The sequence below is a fragment of the Clostridium sp. CM027 genome, from assembly GCF_024730565.1.
Lineage (GTDB): Bacteria > Bacillota > Clostridia > Clostridiales > Clostridiaceae > Clostridium_AD > Clostridium_AD estertheticum_B.
Genome location: NZ_CP077725.1, coordinates 2,510,050 through 2,531,442 on the forward strand (window position 1 = coordinate 2,510,050; position 21,393 = coordinate 2,531,442).

Genomic DNA, 21,393 nt, shown 5'->3' on the forward strand with positions numbered 1-21,393 from the left:
ACTATTCCTTTAATAATATAAATTATAATACTGAAATATTTCTATTTTACTCAAAAAACATTTAATAAAAAAATAGATATTCTATTTATACGTATTTTTAATGTTTTTTTATACGCTTTTATATGTATACTATCATTATAAGATAAAATGAATTTTTGGAGGCACATATGTTTACAAATGAACTATTGTTACATTTTTTAAATTTATTATTTATTATCAATATCCTCTTCGCCTTGGCAGTTGTATTTCTTGAACGCAAAAATCCTGCAAGTACTTGGACTTGGCTTATGGTATTACTATTTTTACCTACCATAGGATTTATTCTATACTTATTTCTTGGTCAAAATTTGAAAAGAAAAAAATTATTTTCTCTAAAAAAAGAAGAAAAAGAGAATCTTACCTCAATTATTGATAAACAAAAGGAGTTCTTAAATAATGAAGATTTAATTAAAACTAATCCTTTTTTAAGTAAATACTCTGACATTATGACACTTAATCTTTGCAGTGATAATTCTTTTTACACTAATAATAACAAGGTAACCATATTTACTGATGGCAAATCAAAATTTGATCAACTTAAAGAAAACCTTAAAAATGCAAAAATATATATCCATATGGAGTATTATATATTTCAAAATGATAATCTAGGAAGAACTATTCTTGAAATTTTATCCCAAAAAGCTAAAGAAGGGGTGGAGGTAGAATTACTCTATGATGGTATGGGATGCCTTAAAGTGCCTAAGCGCTTTTTCGCCCCACTAATTGAGGCTGGCGGAAAAGTTGTTTGTTTCTTCCCACCCTTTGTTCCTTATATAAATCTAAGAGTAAATTTTAGAAATCATCGTAAGATCTGTACTATCGATGGTCAATATGGCTTTATAGGTGGTTTTAATATTGGTGATGAATATTTAGGTCTTTCTAAAAAATTTGGGTTTTGGAGAGATACCCATTTATTCATACAGGGCGATGCAATAGATGCATTGGAATTGCACTTCCTAATGGATTGGAGATTTGCCGCCAATGAAAATTCAATTTTTGATAACAAGTATTTCCCTCACAGAGCTCACCTTGGGAATACAGGTCTACAAATAGTTTCAAGCGGTCCTGATTCAACTTGGAAGTCTATTAGAAATGGATATTTAAAAATGATTAGCAAAGCTGAAACCAATATTTTTATAGAAACTCCTTATTTCATTCCAGATGACAGTATATTAGAAGCTTTAAAAATAGCATCCTTATCCGGAGTCGATGTTCGCATAATGATACCTAGTAAACCAGATCATCCCTTTGTGTATTGGGCTTCTACATCTTATATGGGAGAGCTACTAGAATCAGGCGTAAAATGTTATACCTACACTAAGGGCTTTCTTCATAGTAAATTTCTTTCTATTGATAAGTCTATAAGCTCCATAGGCACCGCTAATTTAGATATTAGAAGCTTTACTTTAAACTTCGAAATTAATGCTTTTATATATGATAAAGAAATAACTTCCGACTTAGAACATTTTTTTATGGACGATTTAAAATTTTGCGATGAATTAACTCTCGAAAAATATGTTAATAGAAGTTTTATTGTTAAATTTAAGGAATCTATTTCAAGATTACTTTCGCCTATATTGTAATAAAAACTCTCACAAACTTTTTTAATGTTTGTGAGGTTTTTTATTATAATATGCCTAATTTATTTTGACCCTAAAATATATACTAAATAACAAAAGGGAAATCATTAGCCCTCTTAATTTCATCGTATGCTCCCATTTTATGATTTAGAATTATTACTAATCCATATTTCTTATCTTTATGAACTAATGGAATTATTAATAAGCTTCTCATGTGATATAATAATAATTGAAACTCAGTGCATACTTTGTATATTCTAGTTTCCTTAAATCCTGAATATAATGCTTATCAGCCTCTATAATTATAAAATCAATTTATTACATTTATTCTCCTTTAAATAGTTACTTAGGTTTATCTCCTCGCCATAACCGTGGCAGGCATAAGTTCCAATCCATTATCATTTTTAAATACACTTACAGCATATAAAAGGGGTGCCACTATGCAAAAATCCGGTAAAATAATTAACATTGAAAAAAATAAGGTCTATATCATAACTCAAAATAATGAATTTGTAACCCTTGAAAAGCATACGGCTCATCCTAAAATAGGCGAACTATATGTAGGTAAAGAATTTCGAAGCATTTCCGTTTGGAAGTACTTATTGGCTATTTCTTGCATCCTATTACTTTTATTTTCAATAAGAAAATTATATTTGGATAATAGATATAATTTTTCTGTTATAGTCGACATGAATTGTTCTCTAAAAATGGAGGTAAACGGTTCAAATAAAATTACAAAAGTAGAAGGCAGAAGTCCTGGAGGCTATAAAATAAAACAACTTGTAAATTTAGAAAATAAATCCTTGGATGAAGCACTTCATTTAATTTTAGATGAATCGCTTAAACAAAAATACCTAACTAAAGCACATGCGGACGACGGTTTAAAAATTTATATATTTGTTTCTGAAAATAAAAATAAAACTCCAATTAACTTAACTGAGTTTAATAGGTATGCTGGTACACATAATTTCAAGGTATCACTAAATAATAATGGTCAAGCTGTAATTGACTAAGGGTATCCCGCTTAAGATACCCTTACAACTATTTGTATGATTATTTAACGACATTTAATCTCCGCAGGAGATGATTTAACCATATAATATGAGTTGTATACCTTAATCTTATTTTATAATTCCAAAGGACGGTGCAAAATGAAAACCACACCTAATGAAAAAGAGAAAAACATTATTCAGCCCTATGAAAATAGTGCTTTAAAAATTAGATTAAATAAATTTATAAGTGAAACGGGTTTTTGCTCTAGGCGTGAAGCAGATAAACTGATTGACAAAGGCAATGTCACCTTAAATGGCAAAATCCCTGAAATGGGCACTCAAGTATCTGCAGCTGATCACATTGAAATAAATGGTAAACCATTAAAACATAAAGTAGAATTTGTCTACTTAGCTTTCAATAAACCCGTTGGAATAACCTGCACTACTGAGCATAAAGTTAATGGAAATATCATAGATTTTATAAATTTTAAAAAAAGAATTTTCCCCATTGGTCGCCTTGATAAACCTTCTCAAGGTCTTATATTTCTAACTAACGATGGAGACATTGTGAATAAAATTTTACGTTCAGGTAATAACCACGAAAAAGAGTATATTGTTACTGTAGATAAACCTATATCCCCTAATTTCATAAAGAGTATGGCAAATGGTATTCCTATACTAAATACTATAACTAAAAAATGTTTTGTAAAAAAAGAAGGCAAATATGTTTTTAAAATAATTTTAACAGAAGGACTTAACCGTCAAATACGAAGAATGTGTGAGCATTTAGGGTATGCTGTTGTGAAACTTGAAAGGCTTAGAATTATGAATGTTTCTATAGACAACTTACCCCTTGGGAAATGGAGATATCTAACGCCAAAAGAACTAGTCGGTATTAATAAGTTAATTTCTGATTCTATTAAAACTGAAAATGCTTAAACATCATCTTCTATGCTTAAATGTAGTTAAAAAGCACACAAATTTGTGTGCTTTTTGGCTTATATAAAGGTTATCAACATTATTCACACAGAAATTGTGGATAACTTGTTAGTCTTAGTTAATAATAACTATCTTATTTAACTTCTGCTTTTTTTTGTAAATATATCTTTAAATTTATTAGTAATTATCTCTTTATTACCCTTGAATTCAAATATTTCTTTTGTCTTTTTCTATGAGATATTATCCAATATTTTTTTACTGACTCAAAGGTAATTTCTTCTATGGGACTCCCTACAATTTGAGATCTTTTTAATTTTTTACTGTTTTATAGCTATTACATTTTAATTACATTTCTGGTGCTTAGGCACGCTACTAAACAATTTGTTATAGTTATCACTAAAAAACTTGACAACTTTTTCTCAACCTTTTAAAATTCTTTCTAAGTAATTAATATTTATTTTTCTATAAATATTACGTTATATTTCACTCTATTATTTTCATAAATTTACTAATAATTTGAAATTTTTTACTATTTTTTATTTAGACTAACAGATTGTACACATTAAGATTTACTAATCCACAAATGCACTAAAATTATGTATGTTTTTGTAAATTTATATAAAACATTTAAGGCTTATACACATTATCCACAGCTTTTGTGTGGATAATATGTGGGGTTGATGTTAATGAATACTTTATAGTATTAATTATAGACGTTTTTAGAATTTTTTATGTAAATACTTGCATTTTAAATAAAATATTTCTAAATTTTATTATTAAGTTATGCACACTATCCACAGTTTTGTGGATAACATGTTAATAACTTATTGGCTATTTTCTCATCATATTTCCTATTACTAAATCCGTGAGTGCCTCACTACATATTTTAATGTGTTGCGCGAATAAATTTTCTTGATTACCTTCTCATGAAATGCTATATTATATAAAGAAAAGTATATATTCCTACTGTTACATTTCTATATATTTAAAATATTTATAAATTAAATTGAAAAGAGGTAATTCGCTTGAGAATTGGAATGGGCTATGATGTTCATAAATTAGTTAAGGGTAGAAGTTTAATACTTGGTGGAGTAACCATACCGCACGAGGCTGGATTACTAGGGCATTCAGACGCAGACGTTCTTGTTCACGCTATCATAGATGCTCTTTTAGGTGCTGCGGCTCTTGGTGACATTGGAAATCATTTCCCCGATACTGATGCTAAATATAAAGGCGTGTCTAGCATTGTCCTACTTAAATATGTAGGCAGTTTAATAAAAAATAAGAATTACATAATCGAAAATATTGATGCTACAATAATTGCACAAAACCCTAAAATGGCGCCCCATATACCCCCTATGGTAATAAATATTGCAACTGCGCTACAATTACCTATAGATAAAGTTAACATTAAAGCTACTACAGAGGAAGGCCTTGGTTTTACTGGCCGCCTAGAAGGGATCTCTTCTAATGCCATCTGTCTTTTAAAATAAAATTTTATTTTCTGTTTGTTAGGGTCTGTAACTCCCACTTATAGAAGTGGGAGACTTCCTTCTGACATGTCGTTAAAATTCTAAAATCCTTGTTTCCAAATTCCATAATCTGCATGATCAATAAGCATGGCTGAAGAAAAATACGTACCTTGTCCATATTCAACACCTAGTTCCATTAGCTTTTCCTTTTCTTCCAAGGTTCGTATTCCCTCGGCTATAATCTTCATTCCTGTTTTTATCCCCATTTTAACCATATGTTCTATCATCAATGCTTTTATTTCATCTTTATGCACATCTTTTACTATCTCCTGAGAAATTTTTATAAAATGTGGCTTCATTTTTATCAATTCTACCATATTAGAGTTACCTTCTCCAAAGTTATCCATAGCTAATTTGAATTTTAATTCATCAGCAAAATTACGCCAAAATGCACTTCTTGGTATGCGTTGTGTAATTTCTAAAACTAAGTTTGTCCCTTCCAATTTCTTTATAACTTTTTTTATAGTATGCCTAGTTGTATCCGATTGAAGCTTAAAAAATAATCCTTCTTCAATAAATGGTTCAAGTTTGTTTAGATAGTTATTTAATTTGTCACAAGCTAGCATAGTAAGGTTTTCCAAATCCCCAGTAAGTCTAGCTTTTTCAAACATTTCATCCGGGAAAAATTCTAATCTTGAATCCCTAACTAGTATTTCTAATGATTTAACCCTACCACTGTTTAAGTTTATAATAGGCTCAACTGTAAGCTCTATAGACTTATTTTTTATTATACCCGAAATGTGATATGCCTTTTCGTCAATTTTATATATTGAATCATTATCTAGATACTCACTTATTGAAGCTTCATCTAAAAACCATTGAACACTAGTGCTCGATAATAAGCTAGGATTATATAAATCTATAAGTTCATGCTTTAAAACTGCTCTTAAGTTATACATTGTATATATCATTGCTGCCATCCTTTTATTTTCATCCTTTGTTTTACGAATGAAATTCAATCCTGCAGAAACTCCAGCTAAATAAAAAGATGGCTCATATAGTTTATTTCTAGAATCCGAGAGCAAATAGTCTATACCATGTCTTAATTCTGGTATTATATCTCTCAATATACTAGCTCCTTCTCCATCTGGAATATCAACATATTTAACATTTTTTGTTAATTCGTCACATAAACTAATCCAAAATTTTCTTTGTTTATTGTTATCGAATTTTAAATAGTCCATTAAAGAATGTATTTCTAAATACCTTGTATCATAAAAAATATTACTATGAAGTTGGTAACTTCCAAAATCAATAATAGACGGTTTTTTCACCGAAACAATTATATTTCCTCCGTGCAAATCACCATGTATGCATGAATCTAAATATTTTATTTTACGACCACACCATACCTTTTCATCTGCAAAAAATTTATATGGATTCGGAAAAAATTTATCAACTCCATCAATGACTAGCCATTTTTTATCCTCATCGATCATTAATGTTTCAAAACCCTTTATAAATTTCTCATCCATAAATCTATAACCTAAGGAAGTTTTCATTATATCAATAGGAGATTTAATTTCAGAGATATGAGGCTTATTCCAATTATATAAAAATTTAGCTACTTGTTCTGAAGTTTGCTTAACTAATGCTAATTCATTTTCCATTGAATATTTCAATGTTTTAATTCCCAGTACATTATCTCCGCCTAATTCATATAAAACTCCAAATCTCTTTAAATTATTTTCACATTGTATTTCCACTTCATCAATAATTTCAGGAATATATCCTTCAATTCCATTCTCTATTGCTTGTAAGAATGCTTTATTATGTAATCCGCTTTCATTCATTTCCTGAATTTTTAGAACTCCTAATTTACGCGATTCACTAAATTCCACAGTATATACCGCCGCCTCAGATTGTCCATCATTTAATTTATTTATTATTTCTATAGGTTGATTTTCTTCTGCAAAATTTTCTAAAATCATTGTTTTCTCTTTCTGGCTTAGCATATTTTACCCCCTACACCAATTATTATTATACTATAGCTAAACATACCTTTATCCAGACTTATTGCATTTCATATGTTAATTTTATAAATTATAAACTATTTCGAGTTAAGTTAACAGTGTATAAACTATTAATTTCACTATAATATATGATTTACACTATTTATCGGTTAATTCACCCTTATATTTATAAACAGTGTTTTCTTTTTATAAGCTAAAATATACTTATCATTATTTGATTATACTACAAATATATAATATTACTATAAACGCAGAAAATCACACAAGCTTTATTAATTATAAAGCTTGTGTGATTAAATAAATGACGTTAAATCATCTCCTGCGGAGCTGCATATTAACGACTTCAGAAGGAGATTTATACTCCCACTGAAGTTTTCTATTTATTAGGGCATGTAACTCCAACTTATAGAAGTAGGAGACCTTCCTTCTGAAATGTCGTTAAAACTATGTTCAAAAATTTAGTTAGCTAAACAACTTCCTAGTGCAATAATACTTATCTTCTCTTTTCTCTAAATCAAATTCACTTATAGATGTAACTCTATCATGTTGCTCTACATGAAGCACATAACCCTCTTCATTCTGATTTTCAAAAAAAACTTTCGTGTAATTCATAACTTCTACTTTGTCCCCACACAGATCATAAATTAATGTTGGTACCTTACCAATCATATTCATCTACCCCTTTAATATTTATTAACTATAAGTTAATAAATATTATGGTGTACTACTATTTATGCTGAAAATGCTATTAATTTTGATTTATTTTTTTAAGATTTGGCATTGGATCCATTATAAATGGATCTTCATTCCTATTTCTGAATAAATATTAATTTTTATTTTCTGTTATCCCCCCGCTTAAAATAGTTAATATACACTTCTATATTTTTTAATTTTCATAATCATCTACAATTTTTCTTATTAATTTTTTTATTGCACTAGCTTGTGATACCAATGTCATTACAACTAAAAACACTGTTATTCTTTCCTCGTCACTTTCTTTTAAATCTAAAGCATTAATTATACTTTGTAATTTTGATTTATCACAAAACTGATTTTCTACGAAATGATTAAGGCTTTCCTTTTGCATATCAGAGAAAATTTTATAAGCTTTCTCCCATGAAATAATATCATCATCTCTATCATTAATTTCATTGAACGCTAGTCTAAAGACTTTTTTAATTTCCTCTGACGTAAGTATAGGTCTCATGTAGCTAAGTAAGACTAATTGGGCAAGGTGTAACTTTGTATAGCCTCTTTTTTTACTATCTTCTGGCTTAGATATAACTCCGCCTTTTATATAATTCTGTACTATATTATTAGTGTAATTATCAGCATCAAATTTATCATTTAAGTAATCAATCACTTGTGATAAAAACAAATCGTACTGAGGTAATTCTTCATACAGAATTATGCTGTTTTCGGATACCGATTTTGATAATGAAATTATATTATCTAGAGTAAATTTAGCCTTATCCACCATTTGTCACCTTCCAAAATTAATATACTAAATAAAATATATTTTATAGTCTTGATCATATAATTATATTATAGGGTATGTATATACTATTACAAGTTATTTTCTTTTTTTTATAATTTGCATTATTTCTGTAGAAATTTGAAAATAACTAACCTAAGATTCGCATATAAAAATATTACCATATTAATGTTGTTTTTTCTTCGCTCTGTATACTTTAATAATAAATAGCGGTTAATATAAATTATTAGTTTGAAAACCCACTAATTTTTAACATTATTTATAATACGCAATATACTCTACTCTTTTACAAGATTCTCGTTATGCAATTTGATTTAATTCACAGTTAATATTGCAAACATCTAAATTTTAACCATTATAATTAAGTTATCCACTGTTTTTAACATTTAATCAACAGAAGCTGTGGACAATTTAATTTACACGGAAAGCCTTGTTTAAAAGCATTTACATATTAAAAGTAATTCTGACAAGTTTCTTATCCACATTATACATTATCACCTGTTCATAAACTGTTAATCCTTGTGTGGAGAAAAGAGTATTAAATTATTTTTCTACTTTCAATTTTTATCTTTTTCTGCCATTTGATTTTTATCTTATTTAAATAAATTATTATAGTTTGCAAGTGATTTTAGCTATATCTGAAATCACTTGCAAACTAACCCTCCCTATACTATCTAATCTCCCCAAAAAACAGCTGACTAATCCACTCCTGCTTTAGTCAGCTATGTTTTATACACTCAAACTTATTACCCCCCCTCAGCAATACCACATATCTTTTCTATTCCCTCTTTTGCTATTAATATTGCAATTTTTCTTGAACTCGTTTATATTAGTATTCGATAATTAGCCACAGAAAATATCATCCATGTTATATTTTCTGTGGTCAATTTACGGTTTTATAAAAATCAAACTTTACAATTTTCTCGTGAATAAAAAAACAGACTATTAAAATAGCCTGTTTTTTTATTCAAAATTACTTAACTCTTCTTGCAGTAAGGTAATCTCCTCGTGTCAATTCTGATATTTTAATCACATCTCCCGTACGAGGTGCATGAATATATGAGTTATTTCCTACATACATTCCCACATGATGTGGATCTGACGCTGAACCAAAGAAAATCAAATCTCCTGGTTGCAAAGCTTCTCTAGATACATATGATCCTTCATTTATCTGTGTATATGTAGTTCGGCTTAATGAAACTCCGAAATGGTTATATATATGTTGCATAAACCCAGAACAATCAAAATATTCAGGACCAGCAGCACCCCAAACATATGGTGTTCCTAAATAATTACTTGCATAAGCAACTATCGCATTAGAGCTAAGTGACGCTGACGCTGATCCTGATCCTCTAGATGGAGTAACATTAGATTGAGCAGTCTTAGCTGCATTATCTCTTATTTGTTGTATTTGCTTCATAGTAGCATCTACGGTAGCTTGTCCATCACTAATCTTGCCAGCATATAATTGTTTTTTCTTTTCAGCTTCCTTGATTAATGCATCTTGTTCTTGCTTCTTTTCTTTAAGCTTGCCTATCTTATTTTCATTATCAGTTTTCAACACTAATAACTTAGTTTTTTCAGCTTCAAGCACAACCTTTTTATTTTCAATTTTACTCTTTTCAGCTGTTAATTGTCCAATAATTTTATTATCATATTCCACAATTTTTTTAATGTTGTCAACCCTTGAAATAAGATCTTCTACTCCCTCTGAATCCAATAAGACTTCCAAATAGCTATCCGCACCATTCATATACATGCTTCGCATTCTCTTATTAAATAAGTCCTCTTCTTCTTTAATATTAGCCTCTGCAACTTGTATATCCTTTGTTGTTTTTTCTATTTGCTTCTGGGTCTCACCTATTTTATCTTTTGTTTTATCCACTTCTATGCCCATTTTTCCTATGCTCGAATCCAATTTTTCAATTGAAATTTCTATATCCGCAACATTATCTTGTATTTTCTTGTACTCGTTTTTTTGCTCCTCAAGCCGGCCCTTTTGATTACTAAGCTTATCCGATAATGGATCTGCCAATACCTGTATATTTATTGTAGCAGCCAGTCCAATTGTTACTATAAGCGATATTATTTTTTTTCGCAACTTAATCCCCCCATATCAAAAAATATATATATATATGTACTTTTATAATTTATTCACTCTTAAAACGACATTTTTATTATAACACTATTTTGCGCAAGTATTCATTGGGAACATAGGTTAAATTTCCAATGAATGCTTGTATACTTCTGATTTAGGCATATTTCTATCTTTTGCAACTTTTTTCATTGCATCTTTTTTATTTATTCCCTCATCCATATGTTTTTGTATATGTTCTTCTATAGTTAGTAAATCCCATTTAGCTCTTTCATCTTTGTCTATATCTTCCTTACTCTTACCTTCAACTACTAATACATATTCTCCTCTTGGGGCGTTTTGTTTATAATATTCCACAGCTTCTTCTAAACTCAACCTAATTATCTCTTCATATAATTTTGTAAGTTCCCTGCACATTGATATTTTTCTGTTTCCAATACTTTCATATAAAAATTCTAAAGTTTTTAAGAGTCTGTGAGGAGCCTCATAGAAAATTAAAGTTTCACTCCTATTTATTAAATCATCAATGATAGGCTTTCTATCTTTATTTTCCCTAGGTAAAAATCCTCTAAATATGAATTTTGTAGTATCAAGTCCTGAATATACAAGTGCAGTAGTAATTGCAGTGGCACCAGGAAGCACTACGAATTCTATGTTCTGTTCTATACACTTTAAAACTATTACGCTTCCCGGATCTGATATTCCCGGCGATCCCGCGTCGCTAATTATAGCTATATTTTTACCTTCTTTTATCTGCTCAATTATATTTTGACTTTTTCCTTGTTCATTATGTTGATGATAGCTTATAAGTGGCTTTTTTATATTAAAATGATTTAGTAATTTTAAGCTTTGCCTCGTATCTTCTGCCGCTATTATATCTACATTTTGTAACACTTCTAATGCTCTGAGCGTTATATCCTTTAAATTGCCTATAGGGGTTGGAACTAAGTATAATTTTCCTGACATTCTTATCACCCTTTACTTTAATATTTGCATTAATTGGCTCTACCTTTAAATTATTTAATATTCTATTGTATTTGAATTATACATATCAGCAATTTCCTGAGTATACCCACCATCCTCAGTGTGAACATAAAGAGGGGGCTCCCATTTTAAAAAGGTTCCTCCATCTCTTTGTCCCTCGATGAGTACAATGTTAGGCGCCTTATTTACACTAGGATGCACCATTCTTATACGTTTAGGCTCAATTCTATGTTTTCTCATAGCGCATAAAATATCAACTAATCTATCAGGCCTATGTACCATATACATCCGTCCATTATCCTTCAACAAAGCTCTACATGCAATAATTACATCTTCTAATGTGCAACAAATCTCATGTCTTGCTATAGCATTCTTATCATCTAAACTTATTAATCCTGAATTTTGAAGTTTATAAGGTGGATTAACTGTAACAATTTCTGCCTTGGGAATGCTTTTAATGAGTTCTATATCCTTTAAGTCTCCACTTATAAATTTAATTTTATGTTCTAAATTATTATATCGTGCAGATCGATTCGCCATATCAACAAATTCCTTTTGAATTTCCACACCAATTAGATTACTTGCATATGTTTTACCTGCTAATATGAAAGGAATTATTCCTGTACCAGTACATAAATCAACAACTTTAGCATTTCTTCTTATTTTAGCAAAATTAGCAAGTAATACTGCATCCACCCCAAACCGGAAAGCATGTTTTTTTTGAATAACATGAATTCCCTTTAAATTAAGATCATCTAAAGTTTCATCATCTCCTAAAAACCCCATTATGTATCTCCTTTCTATGAAATCTATATTTACTTTATACATAACAACAACAGAAGTATACCTCAATTTTTGTTGCTAAATCAAGAGAATACAGATTATAAAATAATAAATATATTTTATTTTATTTATCACCAATCTAATTTATTATAAAACTACTATTAGTAACCATTGTTGAATATACATTAATTATATAATAATCGATTATAATGAGGTTAAAAATGCAATTAATATTATATCCTTTTAAAAATATAGTTTTCAATAAGAATTCTGTTTTATTAGATGCCTCCTTCTTGCTCAGCTTAATATATGATGATGATATTAAGCATAGTGATTGTTTATCATGCTTAAAGCAACTTTCTGAAGGAAGTTGTGAGTTTTACACTACCAGTATCATCTCTGCAGAAGTTTTAAATAAAATACTTTATAAATTGTTCATTAGTGACATCCAATGTAAAATAAGCAATAATAGACCCTATAACTCAGCCGTCAACATTAGATCTATAGCAAATAGCTTTAGCCGTCATGATACAAAAATATTAAAGGAAAAGAAAAAAGACAGACTTATTCATATTCCATATAAAAGGTATTTTGATAATATTTCTAAAAATTCTATGAAAAGAGATTTATTGAATATCTATTACAATAAGTCCGTAGAAATAATTTCAGAACTAGAAAAAATTATAAATATAAAATATCTTAACATTCCTGAAGAGTGTATATCTCTAGTTAAAAAATTCATGTGTGAAAACCTATTATCTGTAAATGATGCTTTCCACATAGCTACTGCGGAGTACAATAATATAGACTTTTTACTAACTTTGGATGGTGACTTTATTTTTGCTGAAAGTAGTAAAATGCAAATACTTAGGATTTAACAAACTAATATTTGTTTCAACTTTACAGTCGTTAATTCATTTTTTTCGAAGCTGTGTAACTCCACAGGAGATGATTTAATGCATCAATTACTTGCACTATAAATAAAGAAGTGTATTTTGAGAGACTCAAAATTACACTTCTTTTTTATAGCTATTATTTTGGAATATTAATAATTGTGCCTTCTTTTATAGCATCCTCATTTGTAATTTTATTTGTTTCTTTTAACATTTCTATCGCTTTTTTCACATTATATGAAGTCATATTATTTTTGGCGATTGAAGTTAATGTATCTTTGCTTTTAACAGTGTAGTCACCAGTTTTAGATTTTTTAACTACAGCTGTTTTAGCTGTTTTAGCTGTTTTATCTGTTTTAGCTTTTTCAACTACAGCAGTTGAATCTTTAATTGCTTTTTCATAAGGAATTACTATTTTCTGACCCGCTGCAATTTTGTAAGATTCATTTATACCATTCCTACTTTTAATAAATTCAACCATTTTGCTTTTGTCCTGACTAGGTGTATACGTTTTTACTATACTAAACACTGTGTCATTTTCTTTAACAGTATACATTCCAACGTTAGTTTTGTCATTTATATAAGCAGCATCCATTTCATTAGTGCTTTCCCCTTGAGTATTTTTATTTGTTACCGTCTCATTATTATCTGTAGGTATTATTTTATTGCTTTGCACTATACTATCATCTTGTAATTTTACATTAGCAACATTTTCTCTTCCTCCAATGAACTTCATAGAAAAAAACACTCCTAACATTACTACAGCAATCGTAGATATACTAATTATTCCTTTTTTCATACTCATATTTAAAACCCCTTTCATATTTATTAGTCAATGATTTACATTTAAATTATTGACTTAATTTAAAATTCTCATACCTCCAAATTATTTTATTGTTGTTTAAAACTAATTTATATTTTTGCAAAAATTATCAGTATATTTTAAATGTATTTCAACAGAAAAATAGGCTGTTAACCTTTGAATGTAAGTTAACAGCCTCTATATCCCAATATATTACTTTTTGTTAAATACTATTTTTTTTCTATTTGCATCTTAACTTCTTCACCCGTCATTCCAGTTGCATTAATAATTGAAGTTTTTGATATAGTATTCTCTATACCCATAATATCTTGATTCTCGCCCGTGACAATAACAGCATCATATTTATTAAAAAAATTACCTGCATTTTTTTTTCTATTATCAAACTCTTTGACTGTATATCCCTCGTCACTCAAGTAATCCTTAATTGGGTTTAATCCCTTTTGCACTGCTAATTTTTTCATATTTTAAGCCTCCCTTCAAAATTATTATCTCCAATTCTAAAATGCGTATTCATATGAATCCATTTATACTTTACTTTTTAACATAGCAAAAAACAAAGAAAAGAAACCAGAGAAAGTTTCTCTGATTTCTTTATATAACTGTATACCCGACTACCTCAATTGCCTCAATTAAATTATCCAATGAAACAAAATAATCATCATATATTATTTCTATTTCTTTGCTTACACTATTTATTTGGCAAGCAACTACCCCTTGATTATTAGATATTGCTACATTAATGTTACTAATATCCTCCGAAGTATTCATATTGTATACTTTTATAACCGACTTCATCTTCCCCCCCCCTAGTTATCTTTAAATAGTTCTTTTACAACATATGAATCTTCCTCATTTCCATCTAACTCCAATTTAATATTCTCCACGATAACAGAATCTTCATATCTTCCAGAAATTAATGTTAAGTCTTCGATTTTAACCTCTACTATTTCTTCATCGCTCCCATTAAGTTTTATCTTAATTTTCACAGTTTCTTTTACAACACTATTCCCAATAACTTCTGCTCTACCATAAGGTGTGTCTACTATGGATCCTAAAGTAGGTAAAGTTTTTCTTATTCTTTCATATGTGTCCTGCTCATAGTTTAAACAGCACATAAGTCTACCACAAATACCTGAAATTTTTGTAGGATTTAATGATAAATTTTGCTCTTTAGCCATTTTTATAGACACTGGTGCAAATTCGCCCAAAAAAGTTGAACAACACATAGGTCTACCACACGGTCCAAGCCCACCTATCATTTTTGCTTCATCCCTAACTCCTATTTGTCTAAGTTCTATTCTGGTTCTAAATACCGCCGCTAAGTCCTTTACTAATTCACGAAAATCCACTCTTCCATCTGCTGTAAAGTAAAATATAACTTTATTATTATCAAAAGTATACTCTACATCTATGAGTTTCATATCTAGTTCATGTTTATGTATCTTATCTAAGCATACTTCATAGGCTTCCTTTTCTTTTCTTTTATTTTCTAAGTCTTTTTCTGCATCTCCATCTGTAGCCTTTCTGATAACGCATTTAAGGGGAGATACTATATCATCTTCTCGTATTTCCTTTATGCCAATAACACATTCTCCGAATTCTATCCCTCTTACGGTTTCAACAATAACCTTATTTTCCTTTTGAATATCTATACCATTTGGACTAAAATAATATATTTTACCAGCTTTTTTAAATCGTACTCCTATTACTGTAACCATGTTAAATCATCTCCTTCGCAGCTGCATATTAACGACTTCAGAAGGGGATTTAACTACCACTGAAGTTTTATTTTTGCTAAGGTAGGTAACTCCCACTTATATAAGTGGGAACCTTACCTTCTGAAATGTCGTTAAACCTCCTGCATTTTAAATAGCATTACTTCAAACGTCAACCCCGGGTTAACGTTCCTAACTAAATTCTCCCTAGTATCATTTATTATGCTTATAATACCATTTAATTTAATAAATGAAAATATATTAGCCAATTCTTTTATACTTAATAACTTATCTATGTTAAGAATTAAATCTTCTTCTTCAATTTCTTTATATATTATGGTATCCCTAATATACGAAAGAAATGCAGTTAATATTTCTTCAAAATTTTCCTTTTGATTAGATAATTTTTTTTCATATTTAATTAGCTCTTCAGTTCCAACTTTATTAAGATTAAGCAATATTTCCAAGGTAATATTTCTAATATCCTTGAAATTATTATCTTGAATAAACTTTTCAGCTTTTCCTGGTATTCCATCACTAAAAGCTATAACAACCCTTATCTCCTCTAAAGATAAATCATAATAATTTATTTTTAAAAACTCTTTCATCTCATCTACGTTTAAATTCTTTAGTTTATGTATTTGGCATCTTGATTTTATTGTGTCCAATATAACTTCAAGATTTTCACATAATAAAAGTATAATCACGTTTTTAGGTGGCTCTTCGATTGTTTTTAAAAAAGCATTTTGAGCTTGCACCGTCATTTTATGGGCATTGTAAATAATAATAACTTTCCTATCACCTTCATAAGGTTTTTTGTTAATTTCTTCAATTAAAGCTCTTATAGAGTTAACCCCTATGGTACTTTTGTTTTTTTCTATTCTCCATTCTACCAAATCAACATATTGTCTATCTTGATTTTTTCCTAAAACCTTTAACCCTATATTCTTAGCTACTATACTTTTGCCTATTCCATCCTCTCCAACTAAAAGGTGAGCATGTGATAACCTATCCGATTCTATAGATTTACTTATTTGATTTTTTATACTATTATGACCTATTATGCTCTCAAAATTCATTTTGATCCTCCATACATAGAAGCAAGTATAGATTTATATATACTTGCTTCTAATTAGTTATACCTTTATGTACTTGTCTACGTCAACTACAAATACATTTGCTCCACCTACCTCCACTTCAATAGGAAATGGCATATATACTCCAGTAGAACCAGCTACAGGTGAAGGTGATGATATTATTTGCTTTCTTTCCTTACATACTTCCTCGATAATGGCTAAAACTTCATCTACCTTTTCTTTATCAACACCCATTAGTAATGTTGTATTGCCTGATTTCAAAAACCCTCCGGTTGTAGCTAATTTTGTAACCCTAAAACCCTTGTCTGTTATTTCCTTAATTAAATCATTTGCATCATCATCTTGTACTATTGCAATAACTAATTTCATTTAACCCCACCCTTTTTATAATTTTATTTTTTTTATTCTGTTTATTATATCTTTATGTATTTCATCTACATTCCTATTACCATCTATTACTTCTATTTTACCATATTTCCTACAAATTTCTAAGTAACCTTCAAAAACTTTTTTATGAAATTCATTCCCGCCATTTTCTAAACGATCTAAAGTCTTTTGCATTTTTTTTCGATTTAATCCTTCTTCATATGGGATAGTAATCATAAATATTAAATCTGCTTCTAATCCATCTAAAGCGGCTTCATTCATGCTCTTTATTCTTTCCAATCCGAGTCCGCGGCCAATGCCTTGATACACCATTGAAGAATATACAAAACGGTCGCATATAACTATCTTACCCATGTCTAAGGCTGGCTTTATAACCTCGCTAACTAGTTGAGCCCTAGACGCAGCATAGAGTAATGCCTCGCACATATAACTCATATTACAATTATCATTATCCAATATTATTTCTCTGATTTTCTCACTAATTTCTGTGCCACCCGGTTCCCTAGTTCTTACTACTTCAAATCCCAATTCTTTTAGATGCTTTTCTAGTAATTGTATTTGAGTAGTTTTCCCTGAACCATCTGGGCCTTCTAGTGCTATTAGACGCCCTCTTTCCATTCAATCCCCTCCACCAATATTAATAGTCTATTTTTCTACTGTTGCTACTTTCCCATCATTAATTCCAAGTACTGTTACATTGCATTGCAAGTAATATTCTATAACAGCTATAGTATCCTCATCTAGTCTTTCTCCAGGCATTACAATAGGTATTCCTGGTGGATATGGAACTATTGCTACTGCACTTATTTTCCCCTGTGAATTTTTTAACTCTACCATAGTTTTTTCTCTATCCATTACTTCATATGGGTACATAATTGGCATTGGCATACCATAATCTATTAATTCTACATATTTCCCCTTTAAATTGTTCATATCACAGTTTTTCAGGGCTATGTATAACACTTCAAAATCCTGCTGATTATTAAAGGGTGAAAATATTAAAACTACATTTCTACTATCACTCATTTCAGCTTGAATATTGTTTATTCTTAAATATTCTAATAACTTATGTCCACTATACCCCTTAGGTACATTTAATATATATCTAGTTAAATCCATAGTATACTTATTATCATATTTAGTGGAATTCTCTGATACAACTAATAAATCTTCCTCACCTATAATGTGAAATTTGCCTAATCTATTGATTCTCTCTCTATTAAATTTACATATTTTAATTAACTCTTCATAATCATTTTCACCACACTCTTGAAGATAAAATCTTGCATAATCCATAGAACATAAAAGCATATAAGATGGACTTGTACTTAAAAAGGCACTTGCATAGAAATCTACCTTACTGATATCCGTGCCTTTTCCTACATGTAAAAAAGCTGTTTGCGTTAGGCTAGGTAGAGTTTTATGCGCACTCATAACTACCATATTAACTCCCATTTTCAAAGGGTTTTCGGGTAATAACTTATTGGCACCAAAATGCGCACCATGAGCGGCATCTACTAATACCTTAATATTATATTTTCTAGCAATTTGAGTAATGTATGATAAATCAAAGCATATACCATAATAATTAGGGTAGGTAACAATAATCCCTTTAGCATCTTTATTTTCATTAATTAAAGTGGAAAAATGCTCCTTATCTAAAGGAAAAGGAACATCATATTTTGGATGAATTTCATTTTTAATATATACTGGCTTTAGTTTTCTCATAATAATGGCATTAAATATCGAGCGATGACAATTTCTCTCTACAATGATTTTGTCACCCTCATTGAAGGATGAAAAAATCATAGCTAAGTTCCCACTAGTACTACCATTCACTAGAAAATAAGATTTAATACTTCCATAGTATTCACTCAATAACTGTTGAGACTCTTTAATTATTCCTTCTGCATGGTGGAGATTATCTAGTCCATCGACCTCAGTAATATCTCCCTTTATAAAATTTTCGTAAAGCTCCTTGCCTCTTATCGTTTTAAAAAAACCAAGCCCTCCCTTATGCCCTGGCATACAAAAGGAAACATTTTTTTCTTTTATATATTTTAACACTCCATCTACAAGTGGTAATCTTGACAATCCTTAGTCACTCCTCTTGGTATAAACTGCACCAAAGTCTTTCTTATACAGTTCTTGTAATATTCATAAAAATCAGTATTAGCCTTTGATTCTATAATTCTTCCTTCGCAATTATTGCAAATCCCTCTTCCATTTATTATTATACCATCATTTAGAGGCTTTCTACATATAATACATTTTTCTTTTTTCATAATTTCCCCCTTAAACTTGCTAATTAAAAATTACCTACAGTATAGCCTCTTATACTATATTTTATTCAACTAAGTACGGTTTCTTATTTTGTCCACTTAATAATTTAAAATATATTTATCTACATTTTATGCCATAAATAGCTATATAAAATTATTATTTAAACTTATAAAATATTATTTATTATTATCAATATATTTATGTACCTTTGGTTATACTAAATGTGTTAATAGGTATGAACATTTTGAAAGGAGCGAAGGCTATGAAACAAGAAATTATAAGTTATATAAGCAGTATAAAAGAAGATATCCACAATTTATCTAATTATCTTTATACTAATCCAGAAACGAGTTATAAAGAGTATAAAGGTTATTCTTACATAATAAATATGTTAAAAGCTCATGGTTTTGAAATACAAGAAAATTATTGTAATATTCCTACTTCTTTTTATGCTCAATATGGAAATGGCCACCCTAAGATATGCTATATATGCAAATACACGTCTACTGAAAATGTAGGTCACATTTTTGGTAATAACGTGAATGCTAGCATTTCTATTGCGGCAGCATTAGGATTATCAAAAGTAATATCTAAAAGCGGTGGAAGTGTACTTCTATTAGGATGCCCAGGCGAGTACACAAACGGCGCAGAATTAGCTTTAGCAAAGGAAAAATGTTTTGATGATATGGATGTTATTATTGCTCCTCACTGTGATACAAGCAATGCGGAAAGCGGCACCTCCATGGCTACAATTCCACTTAAACTTAAATGTACCCAAACTATTAATAATAACAATGAAGCTCTTAGTAACCTTTCATCTTTGGATTCCTATTTATTTATACTTAATACATTAAGTCAATTATTAAAAGGATTGCACAACAGGTATTTTATTGATAGCATTTCTATAGAAAATGCCTCTTCGCGCATTAATGAATTTTCTGAATCAGAGGCCAAATTTTATTTAAAAGCTCCTAGCCTAAAAGAAGCTAAATCTCTAGAAAAAACTATTGTAACCTTTATTCAATCACTATCTCAAATAATGAATATAACCGGAGAAATAAGCATATTTGAATTGCCTTCACAAGAGCTTTTGACAAATAAATCTTTATCAAGAATATTTACACACAACTTAAAAGAATGCGGCATCATCGATATTGCTTGTTGTAAAAATACTCTATATGGTCTGGGAATAGGTTCTATAAGTCATATTACTCCATGCATATATCCATCCATATCTATTACAGAAGATTCCTCGTTGAGTTGCCCCTCACCTGCATTTGCTCTAGAAACTCAAACAGATTTTTGTAAAAATAATATGATAAAAGCTGCAGAAGCTCTTGCCTTAACAGGCCTCGATATTATTGAGAAAGAAGAGTTATTAAAAGAAATTGGACTTGAATTAAAATAATATGCAATTAAAACGTTTCTTTAAAGTATCATTTGTTAATGAGCGACTCATAATTGGGCTGTTGGAGATTCTCCAATAGCCCTTTCTCATCTTGGCAATAGATTTTGGATGTATTCTACACCCTAACTTAATCTTTGGACCTATAAAATGAAAGCTCAAGAAACTTAATTTCCATACTCGGTCTACCTTTGTTTTCTCACCCTTTACTTTAATAAATAGTTTCTTTTTCTACAAATAATACAGTATTATCCATTAAATATTCGTATTCCTTAGGTTGGAACCCTACCTAGGGCCTCCTTCAGCTAGTGATCGGCAACTACAGACCCACACAGTGGACTTTCACAACCTAGTTAATTCCCTGCCTGGCACATATAA

22 protein-coding genes are annotated in these 21,393 nt (G+C 29.6%); 6 read left to right on the forward strand and 16 right to left on the reverse strand.

Annotated elements, in window-relative coordinates:
• The first annotated feature begins 167 nt into the window (after positions 1-167).
• Positions 168-1,622: a cardiolipin synthase gene (gene cls / locus KTC92_RS11820; protein WP_216303299.1), complete on the forward strand. Its 1,455-nt coding sequence runs from the start codon at positions 168-170 to the stop codon at positions 1,620-1,622.
• An 82-nt stretch (positions 1,623-1,704) separates the two neighbouring features.
• Here the strand turns inward: cls and KTC92_RS11825 are convergent, their stop codons facing one another.
• Positions 1,705-1,833: a hypothetical protein gene (locus KTC92_RS11825; RefSeq protein ID WP_258280594.1), complete on the reverse strand. Its 129-nt coding sequence runs from the start codon at positions 1,831-1,833 to the stop codon at positions 1,705-1,707.
• Positions 1,834-2,059: 226 nt separating this feature from the next.
• Here KTC92_RS11825 and KTC92_RS11830 point away from each other — a divergent pair, with 226 nt between their 5' ends.
• The 3 genes from KTC92_RS11830 to ispF all read left to right on the forward strand — a co-directional run bounded on the left by KTC92_RS11830 (position 2,060) and on the right by ispF (position 5,043).
• Complete coding sequence (locus tag KTC92_RS11830) at positions 2,060-2,632, forward strand: hypothetical protein (protein ID WP_220286924.1); 573 nt, start codon at positions 2,060-2,062, stop codon at positions 2,630-2,632.
• Between the two features lie 138 nt (positions 2,633-2,770).
• Positions 2,771-3,550 carry a 23S rRNA pseudouridine(2604) synthase RluF gene (gene rluF / locus KTC92_RS11835; RefSeq protein WP_216303297.1) on the forward strand — a complete coding sequence of 260 codons (780 nt, stop codon included), beginning with the start codon at positions 2,771-2,773 and terminating at the stop codon, positions 3,548-3,550.
• A gap of 1,025 nt (positions 3,551-4,575) precedes the next feature.
• Positions 4,576-5,043, forward strand: coding sequence for a 2-C-methyl-D-erythritol 2,4-cyclodiphosphate synthase (ispF, locus tag KTC92_RS11840; RefSeq protein WP_220286925.1), 468 nt, complete (start codon positions 4,576-4,578; stop codon positions 5,041-5,043).
• 80 nt (positions 5,044-5,123) lie between these two features.
• On the opposite strand, the gene KTC92_RS11845 is transcribed toward ispF, so the two are convergent.
• The 6 genes from KTC92_RS11845 to KTC92_RS11870 all read right to left on the reverse strand — a co-directional run bounded on the left by KTC92_RS11845 (position 5,124) and on the right by KTC92_RS11870 (position 12,415).
• Positions 5,124-7,037: an EAL domain-containing protein gene (locus tag KTC92_RS11845; RefSeq protein WP_216303295.1), complete on the reverse strand. Its 1,914-nt coding sequence runs from the start codon at positions 7,035-7,037 to the stop codon at positions 5,124-5,126.
• Between the two features lie 480 nt (positions 7,038-7,517).
• A complete protein-coding gene (locus KTC92_RS11850; RefSeq protein ID WP_216303294.1) occupies positions 7,518-7,724 on the reverse strand; it encodes a hypothetical protein in 207 nt (68 codons plus the stop codon).
• Between the two features lie 217 nt (positions 7,725-7,941).
• Positions 7,942-8,535 (reverse strand): DUF1836 domain-containing protein, encoded by a 594-nt coding sequence (locus KTC92_RS11855; protein ID WP_216303293.1) that lies wholly within the window; start codon positions 8,533-8,535, stop codon positions 7,942-7,944.
• A gap of 988 nt (positions 8,536-9,523) precedes the next feature.
• Entirely contained in the window at positions 9,524-10,651 is a 1,128-nt protein-coding gene (locus KTC92_RS11860) for an NlpC/P60 family protein (RefSeq protein WP_216304495.1), read from the reverse strand.
• Positions 10,652-10,768: 117 nt separating this feature from the next.
• A complete protein-coding gene (rsmI, locus tag KTC92_RS11865; RefSeq protein WP_165414575.1) occupies positions 10,769-11,611 on the reverse strand; it encodes a 16S rRNA (cytidine(1402)-2'-O)-methyltransferase in 843 nt (280 codons plus the stop codon).
• A gap of 54 nt (positions 11,612-11,665) precedes the next feature.
• Positions 11,666-12,415: a tRNA1(Val) (adenine(37)-N6)-methyltransferase gene (locus tag KTC92_RS11870; protein ID WP_220286926.1), complete on the reverse strand. Its 750-nt coding sequence runs from the start codon at positions 12,413-12,415 to the stop codon at positions 11,666-11,668.
• Positions 12,416-12,633: 218 nt separating this feature from the next.
• Here KTC92_RS11870 and KTC92_RS11875 point away from each other — a divergent pair, with 218 nt between their 5' ends.
• Positions 12,634-13,290, forward strand: coding sequence for a PIN domain-containing protein (locus KTC92_RS11875; RefSeq protein WP_216304498.1), 657 nt, complete (start codon positions 12,634-12,636; stop codon positions 13,288-13,290).
• 154 nt (positions 13,291-13,444) lie between these two features.
• On the opposite strand, the gene KTC92_RS11880 is transcribed toward KTC92_RS11875, so the two are convergent.
• The 9 genes from KTC92_RS11880 to KTC92_RS11920 form a co-directional block, all read right to left on the reverse strand.
• Positions 13,445-14,110: a LysM peptidoglycan-binding domain-containing protein gene (locus KTC92_RS11880; RefSeq protein ID WP_220286927.1), complete on the reverse strand. Its 666-nt coding sequence runs from the start codon at positions 14,108-14,110 to the stop codon at positions 13,445-13,447.
• A 227-nt stretch (positions 14,111-14,337) separates the two neighbouring features.
• Positions 14,338-14,589 (reverse strand): YkuS family protein, encoded by a 252-nt coding sequence (locus KTC92_RS11885; RefSeq protein ID WP_165414579.1) that lies wholly within the window; start codon positions 14,587-14,589, stop codon positions 14,338-14,340.
• A gap of 130 nt (positions 14,590-14,719) precedes the next feature.
• On the reverse strand, positions 14,720-14,923 hold the full coding sequence (locus tag KTC92_RS11890) for a heavy-metal-associated domain-containing protein (RefSeq protein ID WP_165414580.1): 204 nt from the start codon (positions 14,921-14,923) through the stop codon (positions 14,720-14,722).
• A gap of 11 nt (positions 14,924-14,934) precedes the next feature.
• A complete protein-coding gene (locus KTC92_RS11895) occupies positions 14,935-15,846 on the reverse strand; it encodes a stage 0 sporulation family protein (RefSeq protein ID WP_165414581.1) in 912 nt (303 codons plus the stop codon).
• Positions 15,847-15,977: 131 nt separating this feature from the next.
• A complete protein-coding gene (locus tag KTC92_RS11900; RefSeq protein WP_220286928.1) occupies positions 15,978-16,922 on the reverse strand; it encodes a DNA polymerase III subunit delta' in 945 nt (314 codons plus the stop codon).
• Between the two features lie 57 nt (positions 16,923-16,979).
• Positions 16,980-17,309: a cyclic-di-AMP receptor gene (locus tag KTC92_RS11905; protein ID WP_165414583.1), complete on the reverse strand. Its 330-nt coding sequence runs from the start codon at positions 17,307-17,309 to the stop codon at positions 16,980-16,982.
• Positions 17,310-17,324: 15 nt separating this feature from the next.
• The gene (gene tmk / locus KTC92_RS11910) at positions 17,325-17,945 is read right to left on the reverse strand and encodes a dTMP kinase (protein WP_165414584.1); all 621 of its coding nucleotides are present in this window, start codon (positions 17,943-17,945) and stop codon (positions 17,325-17,327) included.
• A gap of 27 nt (positions 17,946-17,972) precedes the next feature.
• The gene (locus tag KTC92_RS11915; protein ID WP_220286929.1) at positions 17,973-19,421 is read right to left on the reverse strand and encodes an aminotransferase class I/II-fold pyridoxal phosphate-dependent enzyme; all 1,449 of its coding nucleotides are present in this window, start codon (positions 19,419-19,421) and stop codon (positions 17,973-17,975) included.
• Positions 19,400-19,612 carry a sigma factor G inhibitor Gin gene (locus tag KTC92_RS11920; protein ID WP_165414586.1) on the reverse strand — a complete coding sequence of 71 codons (213 nt, stop codon included), beginning with the start codon at positions 19,610-19,612 and terminating at the stop codon, positions 19,400-19,402. The genes KTC92_RS11915 and KTC92_RS11920 overlap by 22 nt, the downstream gene beginning before the upstream one ends.
• A gap of 260 nt (positions 19,613-19,872) precedes the next feature.
• Between KTC92_RS11920 and KTC92_RS11925 the strand changes: the two genes are divergently transcribed.
• Complete coding sequence (locus KTC92_RS11925; RefSeq protein WP_216304504.1) at positions 19,873-21,018, forward strand: M20 family peptidase; 1,146 nt, start codon at positions 19,873-19,875, stop codon at positions 21,016-21,018.
• Positions 21,019-21,393 lie beyond the last annotated feature (375 nt).